Origin of the sequence: Streptomyces roseofulvus (assembly GCF_039534915.1) — a bacterium.
GTDB lineage: Bacteria > Actinomycetota > Actinomycetes > Streptomycetales > Streptomycetaceae > Streptomyces > Streptomyces roseofulvus.
This window is the reverse complement of record NZ_BAAAWE010000001.1, coordinates 958,793-972,661: the sequence shown is the minus strand read 5'-3', so window position 1 is coordinate 972,661 and position 13,869 is coordinate 958,793. Positions and strand designations below refer to the sequence as shown.

Genomic DNA, 13,869 nt, shown 5'->3' with positions numbered 1-13,869 from the left:
AGAACGGGCCGCCGCCCCCCACGGCGGGAGGCGCGGGCCCCCGAGCAGGAAGAAGCCGATGAGTTCGAGCACCAAGGCGCTGACCGGGCAGTGGACCACGTGGGGGCCGGTGGTGGCCCTGCTTGCGCTGGTCCTGGCCTGGGGGCGCGACCTCCCGGTCCTCGCCGTGGCCGCCGTCGCGCTCTGCCTCGCCGCCGCGGTCCTCGCCGCCGTCCACCACGCCGAGGTCATCGCCCACCGGGTCGGCGAGCCCTTCGGCTCGCTCGTCCTCGCCGTCGCCGTCACCGTCATCGAGGTCGGACTCATCGTCAGCCTCATGGCGGGCGGCGGCGAGAAGACCGCGACCTACGCGCGGGACACCGTCTTCGCCGCCGTCATGATCACCTGCAACGGCATCGTCGGCCTCGCGCTCCTGGTCGCCGCCCTCCGCAACCGGGTCGCCGTCTTCAACGCCGAGGGCTCCGGGGGCGCGCTCGCCACCGTCTGCACCCTCGCGACCATGACCCTGGTCCTGCCCACCTTCACCACCAGCCAGCCCGGCCCCGAGTTCTCCGGCGCCCAGCTCGCCTTCGCCGCCGTCGCCTCCCTCGCCCTGTACGGCGTCTTCGTCGCCGTCCAGACCGTCCGCCACCGCGACTACTTCCTCCCCGTCACCCCCGAGGGCCAGGAGGGCTCGGAGGACGACCACGCGGACCCGCCGACCAAGGCCGACGCCCTGGCCAGCCTCGGCCTGCTGCTCGTCGCCCTGGTGGCCGTCGTCGGCAACGCCAAGGTGATCTCGCCGACCATCGAGGACGGCGTCCAGTCCGCCGGTCTGCCCAAGGCCGTCGTCGGTGTCGTCATCGCGCTGATGGTCCTGCTGCCCGAGACGCTCGCCGCCGTGCGCGCCGCCCGCCGCAACCGCGTGCAGACCAGCCTCAACCTCGCCTACGGCTCCGCGATCGCCAGCATCGGCCTGACGATTCCGGCGATCGCGCTCGCCTCCATCTGGCTGTCCGGGCCCCTGGTGCTCGGCCTGGGCCCCCTCCACATGGTCCTGCTCGCCCTCACCGGCGTGGTGAGCGCCCTGACCGTGGTGCCCGGACGGGCCACGCTCCTCCAGGGCGGCGTCCATCTCGCGATCTTCGCCGCCTTCGTCTTCCTCTCGTTCAGTCCCTGACGGGGGACGGCAGCCCCTGACGTGGGGTGTCAGTCCCCGACCACCACGACCCGCAGCGCCGGCGAGCGCAGGATGTCCTTCTCGCAGAACCGGGAGGTGACCCAGCGCTCGTCCGCGTACAGCCTCGTCTGGTCGCTGGAGTGCGGCGAGACCGGGTTCGACGACTGGGAGTACGTCAGCAGGGTGCGGGCCACCGGGCAGCGCCCGCCGTCCCAGCCCACCGCCTGCACGTGGCTCGTGCCGTGCGCGACCTCGACGTAACCGCCGCCGGCCGCGTTCCACACCGCCTCCGTCTTGTTCCAGACGCCCAGCGACTCCGTCCCCCCGCTCACCGGGATCCGCTCCCCGCCGCGCACCACGAACTGGTGGTCGCGCAGCGGCGCGTCCAGCGGGATCCCCGCCGCCCGAAGCTCCGCCGCCGCGTCCGCCAGCGCCTTCGCGAAGCCGGCCGTGCCGGTGTCCAGGCCGCGCGGGGTGCCGACCGGGTCCGCCGCCGAGAACGGCACCTTCCACTGCTGCGCCACCGGCACCGAGGCGGTGAACCTCCGCCAGAACCGGTCGAAGAGCAGCGCGCCCCTGCTGTCCGAGTCCATCGTGCCGTCCCACGCGCCGAGCACCCGGCATGCCTCGGGATCCGCCGGCAGCACCGCCGGGCAGGCGGCGGCCAGGTCCGCCGCGGCGAGTCCGGCGGCCGGCACCCGGTTGGCGAACTGCTGCCGCTGGAGGTCCGCCACCGTCAGCCCGCCGCGCGCGGCCATGGCCGCCACGTCCTCGATCCCGCCCCGGGTCCGCATCGAGCGCTGCGTCCCGACGGTCCCGAAGACCCGCTCGTACCCGCTCAGCGGCCGGTCCGCGTTGGTCAGCCAGGCGCTGTCGTTGGAGTTCACCGCGTACGGCGCGTCCGTGAGGACCGGGATCCGGGCCGGCCCGAAGATCCCGGGCTGCACCGCGTCCGGGTCCGAGCCGAGCGCGCACTCGGTCCGCGCACCGTCGAGGACGGCGACGCCCGAGGCCGGGTAGACGACCCGGCCGAGCGGGGTGGAGCAGCGCTCCGCCAGCTCGTCGGTGATCCGGGGCAGCACCTGCGCCTGGCCGAAGTAGGTGCGGCCGGCCGAGTCCGCGGCGATCGTGTTCACCCACGGCAGGCCCTGGGTGCGGCGCAGCGCCTCCGCGACGTCCCGGGTGGAGCGGGCCTTGGCCAGGCCCAGCGCCGTGTCGGAGCCGCGCAGGTTGGCCGCGTTGGGATCGTTCAGGGCGTAGGCGGTGGTCGCCGTCCACGGCAGCGGCAGGCTCGCGCCGAGCCCGCCGGTGACCGGGCCGTACCGCGTCCACCACTGCGTACGGGTGACCGGCGTGCCGTCCCGGTCCGCCACCGTGACCTCGCGGGCGGTCATCCGCTCCGGCTTCCCGTCCACCAGGTACGCGGTCGGGTCGCCCGGCACCAGGGTCAGCTGGTGCAGGTTGAGCGGCACCCCGGTGGCGACCGTGTGGCTCCAGGCGACCTTGTCGTTGAAGCCGATGCCGACCACGGTGGTGCCGAGCAGCGAGGCGCCCGAGACGTTCAGTTCACCGGGGATCGTCTGCTGCGACTGCCAGAAGCGGCGGCCGCCCTGCCACGGATAGTGCGGGTTGCCGAGCAGCAGACCCCGCCCGTTCGCCGTCGTCGCGCCCGAGAAGGCGACCGCGTTGGAGCCCATGGTGGCGTTCTCCGGCGCGAACAGCGCCCGCGCAGCCTCGGCGACGGCCTCCGGGGACGGGCCGTCCGCCGCCCTCGCCGGGGACGCGGCGGCCGGCGGGCGGGCGGCCGTGATGCCGTCGACCGCCCGGCCCTGCCCGCCGAGCACCGACACGGCGAAGCCGCGCCGGGCGACGTCCAGCGCCGTCACCGGCCGGACCCACGCGGCGCCCGTGCAGGCCGGATCGGTGACCCGGTTCTTCCGCAGCCAGGCGTTGTACCCGGCCGCCCAGCCCCGCATCAGCTCCTTCAGCTCCCGGCTCGGACCCGCCGGCGCCGGCGTGCGCAGCAGCGCCTCCACGGTCCCGGCCTCCTTGACGCCCCGGAAGTACAGGTCGCTGGAGAGGTTCGAGGTCGCCGAGGAGAGCGAGCCGTCCGGCGCCCCGGACGCCCCGAAGTGGCGCGAGCGCTCGCCGTTCACGGTCACGAAGCCGTCGGCGAGCACGCACACCTGGTCCGCCGCCTGCGCCCAGCCCGTGCCGAAACCCAGACCGGCGTAGTCCTTGGCGAGGATGTGCGGCACGCCGTACTCGGTGTACCGGATGACGGCGCCCAACCCTCCGTCCGAGGGACGGTGTTCGCGTGCCCCGCCGTCCGGACCGGCCGCCGCCGCTCCGGGGACGAGACCCGCGGTGAGGGCGGCGAGCGCGGTGCCCACCAGCGCCAGTCGTCCTCGGGAACGGCGGGGGATGAGGGTGCGGATGTGCAAGGTGCCTCCCAACGAGCCTGCGGGCGGGGTCGGTTGGGACATCCATTCAGTAAGCGCTCGCTCTGTCAACATGCCGTTCGGTATCCGAGGCCGGGCGGTCGGTGGCCACCTCGCCGTCGGGTCGCGGTACTTGACCCGCCGCACCGCCGCGCCGAGGATCCAGCCATGGAACGAGGACTCCTCACCCGCACCGTCGACGGCGTGCTGCGCGCCAGCGCCGACCGCGTCCCCGGCCGGACCGCCCTCCGGTACGCGGACCGCTCCTGGACCTACGCCGAGCTGGACGCCGCCGTCTCCACCGCCGCGGCCGTGCTGCGCCGCGAGCCGGGACTCGTGCCGGGCGCCCGGGTCGCCACGTACGGGCACAACTCCGACGCCTATCTGATCGCCTTCCTGGCCTGCGCCCGCGCGGGCCTCGTCCACGTCCCCGTGAACCACCACCTGACCGGCGACGACCTCGCCTATCTGCTGGACCAGTCGGGGAGTTCCCTCGTCCTCGCCGATCCCGGCCTCGCCGACCGGATCCCCGCCGGTGTACCGGTCCGGGCCCTGCGGGACGCGCCGGGCTCGCTCCTCGACGCGCTCGCGGATGCGGAGCCGTACGACTCCGACAGCGATCCCCGCGATCTCGTGCAGCTGCTCTACACCTCCGGCACCACCGCCCTGCCCAAGGGCGCGATGATGACCCACCGGGCGCTCACGCACGAGTACGCGAGCGCGATCGAGGCGCTCGACCTCACCGAGGACGACCGGCCGGTGCACGCGCTGCCGCTCTACCACTCCGCGCAGACACACGTCTTCCTGCTGCCGTACCTGGCGGTCGGGGCCGAGAACACCCTCCTCGAAGGACCGGACCCGGAGGCCCTGTTCGGGCTGGTCGAGGAGGGGCGCGCGGACAGCCTCTTCGCCCCGCCGACCGTGTGGATCGCCCTGGCCGACCACCCCGGCTTCGCGGAGCGGGACCTGTCCGCGCTGCGGAAGGCGTACTACGGGGCCTCGATCATGCCGGTGCCCGTACTGGAGCGGCTGCGCGCGCGCCTGCCCGGCCTCGCCTTCTACAACTGCTTCGGCCAGTCCGAGATCGGCCCGCTCGCCACCGTCCTGGGGCCCGCCGAGCACGAGGGCCGCATGGACTCCTGCGGCCGGCCCGTCCGGCACGTCGAGGCGCGGGTCGTCGACGAGGACGGCAAGGACGTCCCCGACGGCACCCCCGGCGAGATCGTCTACCGGTCCCCGCAGCTCTGCGAGGGGTACTGGGCCAAGCCCGAGGAGACCGCGGCCGCCTTCCGGGACGGCTGGTTCCGCTCCGGCGACCTCGCCGTCCGCGACGCGGACGGATACCTGACCATCGTCGACCGGGTGAAGGACGTCATCAACTCCGGCGGCGTGCTCGTCGCCTCCCGCCAGGTCGAGGACGCCCTCTACACCCACCCGGCGGTCGTCGAGACGGCCGTCATCGGCCTGCCCGACGACCGCTGGATCGAGGCGGTCACCGCCGTCGTCGTCCCGCGCGGCGAGGTCACCGAGGCCGAACTCCTCGCCCACGCCCGGGAGACGCTGTCGTCCTTCAAGGCCCCCAAGCGGATCGTCTTCGCCGACGCCCTGCCCCGCAACGCCAGCGGCAAGATCCTCAAGCGGGAGCTGCGCGACCGGTACGCCGGCGCCTGACCCGCTCAGCGCCGGCGCAGCACCTCGGCGATCCGGGAGAACCCGTCCGCGCCGTGGCCGAGCGCCACGGTGCGGCGGGCCAGGCCCTCCACGGCGCGCATCACGCCCGAGTCGATGGCGTGGTCCTCCGCGGCGTGCACCACGTGCGCCATCGTCGACACCCCGGACGTCAGCGGGTTGATCGCCCCGGAGTAGGTGCCGTCCTCGACGTCCCCGGCGAACTCGTCGAAGAGCGGCGGCAGGATCTGGGCGATGCCCTTCGCGAACGGCGCCAGTTCCCGCGGGGTGATGCCCTCGGCGTCCGCCAGCGCCAGCGCGTGCACGAACCCGGCCATCGACGTCCAGAAGATGTCGAGCAGCGCGATGTCGAAGGCCGCCGCGCGGGAGACCTCCTCGCCGAGGTGGGTGTGGGTGCCGCCCAGCCCGTCGAGCACCGCACGGTGCTCCCCGTACGTCTCGGACGGGCCGCTGAACAGGAACACCGCCTGCGGCGTGCCGATCGTGCCGGCCGGCGTCATGATGGCGCCGTCGAGGTAGTGGATGCCGTGCTCCCCGGCCCAGGCGCCCGTGTCCCGGGCCCGCCCCGGGGTGTCGGCGGAGAGGTTGACGAGCGTGCGGCCCTTGAGCGCGGTCTCGACCGCGTCCTGCCGCAGCACCGCGTCCGTGGCGTCGTAGTTGACCATGCAGATCACGGTCAGCGGGCTCGCCGCGATCGCCTCGGCGGCGCTCGCCGCCGTGACGGCGCCCCGCTCGGTGAGGTCGCCCTCCCGCCCCGGCGTGCGGTTCCACACCGTGGTGCGGACCCCGGCGGCGAGGAACGCGCCGGCCAGCGCGCGGCCCATCGGGCCGAGCCCGAGGACGGTGACGGCGGACGGAGTGGACTGCGGGTTGACGGACATGCGTGAACTCCTGTTGCAGAGAATGCGGAATAGGGTGGGTACGACGATGCGGCGGACCGGCCGCACACGGACGGGGAAGGGACGACGATGGCGCGCATCCGCCTCGACCAGGGCGAGATCTGCGGCGTGGCCGCCGCGATCTCGGTGATCGACGGCAAGTGGAAGACGATGCTGCTGTGGCTGCTCGAATCGGGCCCGCACCGCCCCGGCGAACTGCGCCGGAAGGTGCCGGGGATCAGCGAGAAGGTGCTGACCCAGACCCTGCGCGAGATGGAGGCGGACGGACTCGTGCACCGCGAGACGCACGACGTCGTGCCGCCCAAGACCGTCTACTCGCTGACCGAGACCGGTCTCTCGCTCTCCCTGGTGCTGGCCCCGCTCTCCGACTGGGGCCACGATCACCTCGACCGGCTGGCCGCAGCCCGGGCCGTCGCCTCCTGACTCACTCCTTCCGGATCCATGAGGCGCCGTCCCCGCCGACGTCCTCACCCTCTCCCGGGCCGCGGACGGCGACAAGTACCCACAAAAAAGTGGGTACTCCGCCGCCCCGCCCGGGAGGCTCCGCTACTTCTCCCGCAGGTCCACGATCCGCTTGATCTTGCCCACCGACCGCTCCAGCGTCTCCGGGTCCACCACCTCGACCGCGACCGAGACGCCGATGCCGTCCTTGACCGCCCGCTCGATCGCCCGGGCCGCCTCCGCGCGGTCCTCGGGCGTCGCACCGGCGCGGGCCTCCGCCCGCACCGTCAGCGCGTCGAGGCGGCCCTCCCGGGTCAGCCGCAGCTGGAAGTGCGGCGCCACCGCCGGCGTCCGCAGCACGATCTCCTCGATCTGGGTGGGGAAGAGGTTCACCCCGCGCAAAATGATCATGTCGTCGCTGCGGCCCGTCACCTTCTCCATCCGCCGGAACGCGGGCCGCGCGGTGCCGGGCAGCAGCCGGGTCAGGTCCCGGGTGCGGTAGCGGACCACCGGCATGGCCTCCTTGGTGAGCGAGGTGAAGACCAGCTCGCCCTCCTCGCCGTCCGGCAGCACCTCGCCGGTGATCGGGTCGACGACCTCCGGATAGAAGTGGTCCTCCCAGATGTGGAGCCCGTCCTTGGTCTCCACGCACTCCTGCGCCACCCCCGGCCCCATCACCTCCGACAGGCCGTAGATGTCGACCGCGTCGATCGCGAACCGCTCCTCGATCTCCGCGCGCATCGCCTCCGACCACGGCTCCGCCCCGAAGACGCCCACCCGGAGGGAGGTCGAGCGCGGGTCCACACCCTGCCGCTCGAACTCGTCGAGCAGCGTCAGCATGTAACTGGGCGTCACCATGATGATCTCGGGCTCGAAGTCCTGGATCAACCGCACCTGACGGGCGGTCATGCCGCCCGAGGCCGGGATCACCGTGCAGCCGAGCCGCTCGGCGCCGTAGTGCGCCCCGAGTCCGCCGGTGAACAGGCCGTAGCCGTAGGCCACGTGCACCCGGTCGCCCGGCCGGGCGCCGGCCGCGCGCAGCGAGCGCGCCACCACGTCGGCCCACACCTCCAGGTCACCCTCCGTGTACCCGACGACCGTCGGCAGACCGGTGGTGCCGCTGGAGGCGTGGACGCGGCGGACCCGCGACCGGTCGACGGCGAACATGCCGAACGGATAGTGGTCGCGCAGGTCCGCCTTGGTGGTGAAGGGGAAGCGGGCCAGGTCGGCGAGGGAGCGGCAGTCGTCCGGGTGCACCCCGGCCGCGTCGAAGGCACGCCGGTGGAAGTCCACGTGCGCGTACGCGTGCCGCAGGGTGCTCCGCAGCCGCTCCAGCTGGAGCGCCGCCAGCTCCTCGCGCCCGAGCCGTTCGCCGCCGTCCAGCAGTTCCTTCATGCGCCGCCACTCCTCGCCACTCGCCCGGCCGCCGGCTCCGGAAAACGGACGACCGATCATTCGGTAGATACGTGTGGGGGCCAGTAAAACCTTCCCCGACGGGGTCTTGGCAAGGGCCCGGCGCCACCTTTTCCGGGCGGGACGGACCCGGCGGGCGGGTGCGCCACCGTCACACCATCGGGTGCATTCACGGGGGCGCGCGCATGCCGGCGGCGGACCCAGGGGAACCGTGGACCGTCCGGGGCCCCCGCGGCCCCGCACACCCCGCCGCCCGACACCGGGTCCGGCGGGCCCGACCCGCGCGCCCGGACGAAAGCGAACGTCATGCCTGTGCCGCACCCCACCGCCCCCGCGGGGGTGACGCTGTGACCACCACCGCCCCCGGGACCGCCGACACCCCCGAGGTCCACTTCTGGGCCGTGCCCGACCTCACCGGCCTCGACTTCGACCCGATGCTCGCCAAGCTCCTCCACGAGGACCCGGTCACCCGCGTCCGGCTCCCGCACGGCGAGGGCCACGCCTGGCTCGTCACCCGCTACGAGGACGTCAAGTTCGTCTCCGTGGACCCCCGGTTCAGCCGCCAGGCGGTCTGGGGCCGGTCCATCACCCGGCTCGCCCCCCACTTCATCCCGATGGAGGGCGCCGTCGGCTTCGCCGACCCGCCGGACCACACCCGGATGCGCCGCGTCGTCGCCCGCGCCTTCAGCGCCCGCGCCCTGCGCTCGCTGCGCGACCACGCGCAGGAGGTCATGGACGGACTCCTCGACCGGATGGCGGAGCGGGGCGCGCCCGCCGACCTCATGGAGTCGGTCAACCGGCCCTTCCCGCTCGCCATGGTCAGCGAGCTGATGGGCGTCCCCGAGGCCGACCGGCCGCTCATGGCCCAGTGGTCCGACACCATCATCTCCGCCGGCGCGGGCCGCGAGGCCAGCGAGCGGGCCAAGGCCGAGATGGGCGCCTACTTCACCGAGCTCATCGGCCGCCGCCACGGGACCGACAGCGACCAGCTCGCCGCCGTGCTCGCCGACGCCGTCGACGACGGGACCCTCACCGAGCACGAGGCCGTCGGACTCGCCGTCCTCATCCAGATCGGCGGCGCCCACGCCGTCCGCAACAACAGCGCCAACATGGTCTACGCGCTGCTCACCCACCCCGAGCACCTCGCCCGGCTGCGTGCCGAACCCGAGCTGATCCCGCAGGCCGTCGACGAACTGCTGCGGTACATCCCGCACCGCAACGCCGTCGGCCTCTCCCGGATCGCCACCGAGGACGTCGAGGTCGGCGGGGTCCGCATCCCGGCCGGGGACCCCGTCTACGTCTCGTACCTCACCGCCAACCGCGACCCGGAGGTCTTCGCCGAGCCCGAACGGCTCGACTTCGACCGCGGCCACAACCCGCACGTCGCCTTCGGCCACGGGCCGCACTACTGCCCGGGTTCCGCCCTCGCCCGCATCGAGTCCGAGATCCTCCTCGCCTCCCTGTGGACCCGCTTCCCGACGCTGCGGCTCGCCGTCCCCGAGGAGGCCCTCCGCTGGCAGCGCGGCGCCCTCATCCGGGGTCCCGAGACCCTTCCCGTGACCTGGTGACGGCCACCGCGTGAGGAGAGAAGGCACCGTGACCAGGAGGAGGAACCCCGTGACGCGAGGAGGAACCCCGTGACCGCCGCCGCCATCGGCGCCGCCGGCGGGCTCGTCGTCCCGCCCGGCCACGGCCGCACCCTGACGACCGCCGCGCAGCACGTCACCTTCAAGGTGACCGGCGAACACTCCCGTACGGCCTCCACCTTCGAGGTCGTCGTCCCACCCGGCTTCGACGTCGGCGCCCACGCCCACGGGCACAGCGAGGAGCTGTTCTACCTCCTCGAAGGCGAGCTCGACGTCCTCGCCTTCGAACCGCTCGTCCGCACCCGCGACAGCTGGCGGGAGTGGGAGTCCGCCTCCGGACAGCGCGCGGTGCGGGCCACCCCCGGCACCCTCATCCTGGTGCCGCCCGGCTGCCCGCACGCCTTCGCCAACCCCACCGGCGCCCCGGCCCGGATGCTCTTCCAGGCGTCGCCGCCGCCCGACCACGAGCGGTACTTCGAGGAGCTGATGGAGATTCTCGCGGAGGCCGGGGACGGCGGCGAGGTCGACCACGCCGCCATCGAACGGCTCCGCGTCCGGTACGACATCGACCAGATCACCCCGCTCCGGCACGACGCCGGCGCCTGACGGGCGGCGCGCGCACGGGCGTACGGGCGCCGGGGGCGGGGCCGGGCACGGCCCCGCCCGGCCTGTCGGAAAAGGCGTTGCCCGCGCCGGGAGGCCGATCTTCAATGGCCGGGATGAACAACGCATCCCCCCTCCTGGATATGTACGACCGGCAGCTGCGGCGGGCGGCGCGCCCCGACGGACCCGGCTGCCGCGTCGAACGCGCCGGCGCCGTCGTCCGCCAGACCGGCCCCGCCCACGCCTGGAACGGCGTCCTCTGGTCCGGCCTCGACGAGCACACCGCCGACGCGGCCATCGCCGCGCAGCTCGCCCACTACCGCGCCGAGGGCGTCCCCTTCGAATGGAAGCTGTACGGCCACGACGGCCCCGCCGACCTCGGCGCCCGGCTCGTCGCCGCCGGCTTCACCGCCGAGGAACCGGAGACCCTGCTGGTCGCGGAGGCCGGCGCCCAGGGCGGTCCGGTGCCGCTGCCGGACGGCGTCGAACTCCGCGAGGTCACCGACGCGGAGGGCGTGCGGCAGGTCGTCGAGGTCCACGAACGGGCCTTCGGCACCGACAGCTCCGCCCTCGGCCGCCGCCTCCTCGACCGGCTGGCCGCCGACCCCGGCACCGTCCCCGCCGTCCTCGCCCTCGCGGACGGGGTCCCCGTCAGCGCGGCCCGCCTGGAGCTCTACCCGGACACCGACTTCGCCGGACTCTGGGGCGGCGGCACCGTCCACGAGTGGCGCGGCCGCGGCCTCTACCGCGCGCTCGTCGCGCACCGCGCCCGTGTCGCGGCCGCCCACGGCCACCGGTACGTCCAGGTCGACGCGGCCCCCACCAGCCGCCCCATCCTCCAGCGCCTCGGCTTCGTGCCGCTCACCACGACCACGCCGTACGTGCACGCCTGAGCGACGCCGGCGGCGTTGTCGGTGCCTCGGGGCATCATCGGGAGGAGAGAGCACGCACGGGAGGGGACCGCATGACGATCGCGAACGAGAAGGTGGGGGAGCACGCGTTCCTGCGCGGCCTGTACGAGGACGGGTACTTCCCCGACCACGTCGTGGACAAGGGCCGCGAGATCCTGCTCCGGCTCTGCGAGCGGATCGAGGCCGAGCGCCCCGCCGACCTGCCGGCGCTGTACCGCCTGACGCACGCGGCGACGGAGGAGTTCAACCGCCTGGAGGCGGAGTTCGAGGCGGCGGGGAGCGAGATCGAGACCGTGGCCCGCGAGGAGATAGGCGAGGACTTCTGGTTCGTCGCGACGGCGTACGGCTTCGGCGACGCGGACCCGGAGGAGCTGATCGCCACCAGGGAGTGGTGACGGCGCCCCGCGCCCCGCGTCGGCGCGCCCCGGTCGTCAGCCCAGGACGGCCCGGCGCGCCTCGATCCGCGCGCGGTACGCCGGGTACCAGGGCTCGCCCTGGCTCCGCGCGATCACCGCGAGCGCCCGCCGGCGGGCCCGGACCTGACGGACCAGGTCGACGACACCCCACAGGCAGACGAGCGGGAGGAGGACGCGCAGCCAGCCGAGCGGCACGAACAGCACCGCCGCGGCGAGCCCGGCCGACGTGGCCGCGTTCGTGAGCAGCAGCATCCGCGCGGCCACCCGCGCGGCCGTCGCCGGATCCGCGGGGCCGTCCTCCGCCGGGTCGTCCGGCGCGTACACGGTCGCCTCCCGGGTGAGCGCCCCGTTCCGCAGCAGGATCCACCCGCCCGGTGCCACCACGGACAGCACCGCCACCGTCCGCGCCACACCGGCGTCCGGGGCCCACACCGCGGCGGCGCAGACCACGGACAGCAGGAACGCCGACCACGGCGGCGTGATCGCCTGCAGCGCCCGCGTGCGGTCGGCGTCCAGCAGCTCGGACAGGGCCTCGGGTCCGGGCCGGGGGGTGGTGAGGTCGGTCATGGTGGTCCTTCGTGGGGCAGGTGGGAGCGCGACGCCGTCGCCGGTCGGCCGCCGCCGGACGGGTCCCGGAGGGGCCCGACAGTTGATCAGACCGCGGCCGTCCCCCGAAGGTTGCGTGCGGGGGACGACCGCGGCGGCGACGGGCCCGCCGGCCCCTCAGGCGGACGCCTTGCGCAGGGTCGTCGCCGCGATCGCCGCCGACGCCACGGCGATCACCGCGCAGACCGCGCCGGCCGCGTTCAGACCGTTCGTGTACGCCTCGCGGGCCGCGTCCAGCACCCGTCCGGCCGTCTCCGCCGCGCCCGGGGGGAGGCCCTGCGCGGCCACGAGCGCCGTGTCCGCGCCGTTCCGGACCGCCTCCGCCAGCTGCGGCGACACGCCCTCGGGGACCGCCACCGTGCCCTGGTAGACGGCCGTGCCGAGGCTGCCCAGGAGCGCCACGCCCAGGGCCGCGCCGAGGTCGCCGCAGACCGAGGAGAGCGCCGCCGCCGAACCGGCCCGCTCCGGCGGCGCCGAGCCCACCACCAGGGCGGTGCCCAGCGCGCCGATCGGCCCGCCGCCGAGGAACGCCGCCACGAAACCGGCGACCAGCAGCGGCATCCCGCCCGCCGGCCCCACCAGGACCAGCAGCCCGTAGCCCAGCGCCGCCACCAGCAGACCGCCCGCGACCACCAGGTGCACCGGGAAGCGCCGGGCCAGCGTGGGCGCCAGCTGCGCCGCCACGATCGACGCGACCGCCGACGGCACCATCCACAGTCCGGCCTCCATCGGCGACAGGCCGGCGACCAGCTGGAGGTAACCGGTGACGAAGAGATAGCTGCCCGCGGTGGCGGTCATCGAGACCAGCAGGACGGCCAGCGCCGCCGTGAAACCGCGGCCCCGCAGCAGCCCCAGGGCGAGCAGCGGACGATCGATCCGCTGCTGCCGTGCCACGAAGACCGCGCCGACGGCCACGCCGCCCGCCAGCGTCAGCAGGGGCACCACCGACCAGCCGTGCCGGGCCAGCTCCTTCAGCCCGTGGATCACCGGCAGCACCGCCGCCAGCGACAGGACGACGCTCACGAGGTCCAGCCGTCCGCCGCCCGGCTCCTTGTACTCCGGAAGCAGCCGGGGCCCCGCGACGAGCAGCACCAGCATCACGGGCACACCGAGCAGGAACACCGAGCCCCACCAGAAGCGTTCGAGCAGCAGACCGCCGACGACCGGCCCCAGCGCCGTGCCCGCCATGAAGCAGCCCGCCCACACGGCGATCGCCCTGCCGCGCTGCCCCGGGTCCTGGAACATGCCGTTGATCAGCGACAGCGTCGACGGCATCAGCGTGGCCGCCGCGACGCCGAGCAGCGCCCGGGCCGCGATCAGCATCTCGGCGCTGGTCGCGTACGCCGCGAGCAGCGAGGTCAGGGCGACCGCCACCGCCCCCACGAGGAGCAGCCTGCGCCGCCCGACCCGGTTGCCGAGCGCGCCCATCGTGATGAGGAAGCCGGCGATGAGGAACCCGTACGCGTCCATGATCCACAAGGACTGGGTGCCGGTCGGCCGGAGCGACTCCACGAGGTGCGGAAGGGCCAGGAACAGCACGCTCTGGTCGAGCGAGATGAGCAGCGTGGGCAGCGCCAGCACGGCGAGCCCCGCCCACTCCCGGCGCCCCGCGAGCGGCTGCGCGCCCACCGGTGAGATGACGGACATGGTCGTCCCTTCCTGCTGTGTCGGGGGAGAGGTGGTCCCGTTGACGTCGGGGACGACC

The 13,869-nt window shown here is 74.4% G+C and carries 12 protein-coding genes; 7 read left to right on the top strand and 5 right to left on the bottom strand.

Features of this window, described 5'->3' with window-relative positions; all coding sequences use genetic code 11:
• Positions 1–58: 58 nt before the first annotated feature.
• A complete protein-coding gene (locus ABFY03_RS04465; protein WP_319008296.1) occupies positions 59–1,159 on the top strand; it encodes a calcium:cation antiporter in 1,101 nt (366 codons plus the stop codon).
• Positions 1,160–1,188: 29 nt separating this feature from the next.
• On the opposite strand, the gene ABFY03_RS04460 is transcribed toward ABFY03_RS04465, so the two are convergent.
• Complete coding sequence (locus ABFY03_RS04460) at positions 1,189–3,585, bottom strand: penicillin acylase family protein (RefSeq protein ID WP_346172199.1); 2,397 nt, start codon at positions 3,583–3,585, stop codon at positions 1,189–1,191.
• Positions 3,586–3,768: 183 nt separating this feature from the next.
• Between ABFY03_RS04460 and ABFY03_RS04455 the strand changes: the two genes are divergently transcribed.
• Entirely contained in the window at positions 3,769–5,271 is a 1,503-nt protein-coding gene (locus ABFY03_RS04455; protein ID WP_319008297.1) for a fatty acyl-CoA synthetase, read from the top strand.
• A gap of 5 nt (positions 5,272–5,276) precedes the next feature.
• Here the strand turns inward: ABFY03_RS04455 and ABFY03_RS04450 are convergent, their stop codons facing one another.
• Positions 5,277–6,170, bottom strand: coding sequence for an NAD(P)-dependent oxidoreductase (locus tag ABFY03_RS04450; RefSeq protein ID WP_346169229.1), 894 nt, complete (start codon positions 6,168–6,170; stop codon positions 5,277–5,279).
• A gap of 87 nt (positions 6,171–6,257) precedes the next feature.
• On the opposite strand from ABFY03_RS04450, the gene ABFY03_RS04445 reads away from it, so the two are divergent.
• A complete protein-coding gene (locus ABFY03_RS04445) occupies positions 6,258–6,611 on the top strand; it encodes a winged helix-turn-helix transcriptional regulator (RefSeq protein ID WP_319008299.1) in 354 nt (117 codons plus the stop codon).
• Positions 6,612–6,734: 123 nt separating this feature from the next.
• Here ABFY03_RS04445 and paaK read toward each other — a convergent pair whose 3' ends face one another.
• Positions 6,735–8,024 (bottom strand): phenylacetate--CoA ligase PaaK, encoded by a 1,290-nt coding sequence (gene paaK, locus ABFY03_RS04440; RefSeq protein WP_319008300.1) that lies wholly within the window; start codon positions 8,022–8,024, stop codon positions 6,735–6,737.
• Between the two features lie 365 nt (positions 8,025–8,389).
• Between paaK and ABFY03_RS04435 the strand changes: the two genes are divergently transcribed.
• From ABFY03_RS04435 to ABFY03_RS04420, 4 genes are all read left to right on the top strand, one after another.
• Positions 8,390–9,610 carry a cytochrome P450 gene (locus tag ABFY03_RS04435; protein ID WP_319008301.1) on the top strand — a complete coding sequence of 407 codons (1,221 nt, stop codon included), beginning with the start codon at positions 8,390–8,392 and terminating at the stop codon, positions 9,608–9,610.
• Between the two features lie 84 nt (positions 9,611–9,694).
• On the top strand, positions 9,695–10,234 hold the full coding sequence (locus ABFY03_RS04430; protein WP_346172198.1) for a cupin domain-containing protein: 540 nt from the start codon (positions 9,695–9,697) through the stop codon (positions 10,232–10,234).
• 113 nt (positions 10,235–10,347) lie between these two features.
• Positions 10,348–11,124, top strand: coding sequence for a GNAT family N-acetyltransferase (locus ABFY03_RS04425; RefSeq protein ID WP_346169228.1), 777 nt, complete (start codon positions 10,348–10,350; stop codon positions 11,122–11,124).
• A gap of 71 nt (positions 11,125–11,195) precedes the next feature.
• Positions 11,196–11,537: a DUF5713 family protein gene (locus ABFY03_RS04420; RefSeq protein WP_319008303.1), complete on the top strand. Its 342-nt coding sequence runs from the start codon at positions 11,196–11,198 to the stop codon at positions 11,535–11,537.
• A gap of 36 nt (positions 11,538–11,573) precedes the next feature.
• On the opposite strand, the gene ABFY03_RS04415 is transcribed toward ABFY03_RS04420, so the two are convergent.
• Both ABFY03_RS04415 and ABFY03_RS04410 read right to left on the bottom strand, forming a co-directional pair.
• The gene (locus ABFY03_RS04415) at positions 11,574–12,125 is read right to left on the bottom strand and encodes a hypothetical protein (protein WP_346169227.1); all 552 of its coding nucleotides are present in this window, start codon (positions 12,123–12,125) and stop codon (positions 11,574–11,576) included.
• Positions 12,126–12,281: 156 nt separating this feature from the next.
• The gene (locus tag ABFY03_RS04410; RefSeq protein ID WP_346169226.1) at positions 12,282–13,811 is read right to left on the bottom strand and encodes an MFS transporter; all 1,530 of its coding nucleotides are present in this window, start codon (positions 13,809–13,811) and stop codon (positions 12,282–12,284) included.
• Positions 13,812–13,869 lie beyond the last annotated feature (58 nt).

What these genes read in the sequence shown, in the direction of transcription:
- ABFY03_RS04465 (WP_319008296.1), top strand. Translation starts at nt 59, where the DNA reads ATGAGTTCGAGCACCAAGGCGCTGACCGGGCAGTGGACCACGTGGGGG.
- ABFY03_RS04455 (WP_319008297.1), top strand. Translation starts at nt 3,769, where the DNA reads ATGGAACGAGGACTCCTCACCCGCACCGTCGACGGCGTGCTGCGCGCC.
- ABFY03_RS04450 (WP_346169229.1), bottom strand. Translation starts at nt 6,170, where the DNA reads ATGTCCGTCAACCCGCAGTCCACTCCGTCCGCCGTCACCGTCCTCGGG.
- ABFY03_RS04445 (WP_319008299.1), top strand. Translation starts at nt 6,258, where the DNA reads ATGGCGCGCATCCGCCTCGACCAGGGCGAGATCTGCGGCGTGGCCGCC.
- paaK (WP_319008300.1), bottom strand. Translation starts at nt 8,024, where the DNA reads ATGAAGGAACTGCTGGACGGCGGCGAACGGCTCGGGCGCGAGGAGCTG.
- ABFY03_RS04425 (WP_346169228.1), top strand. Translation starts at nt 10,348, where the DNA reads ATGAACAACGCATCCCCCCTCCTGGATATGTACGACCGGCAGCTGCGG.
- ABFY03_RS04420 (WP_319008303.1), top strand. Translation starts at nt 11,196, where the DNA reads ATGACGATCGCGAACGAGAAGGTGGGGGAGCACGCGTTCCTGCGCGGC.
- ABFY03_RS04415 (WP_346169227.1), bottom strand. Translation starts at nt 12,125, where the DNA reads ATGACCGACCTCACCACCCCCCGGCCCGGACCCGAGGCCCTGTCCGAG.
- ABFY03_RS04410 (WP_346169226.1), bottom strand. Translation starts at nt 13,811, where the DNA reads ATGTCCGTCATCTCACCGGTGGGCGCGCAGCCGCTCGCGGGGCGCCGG.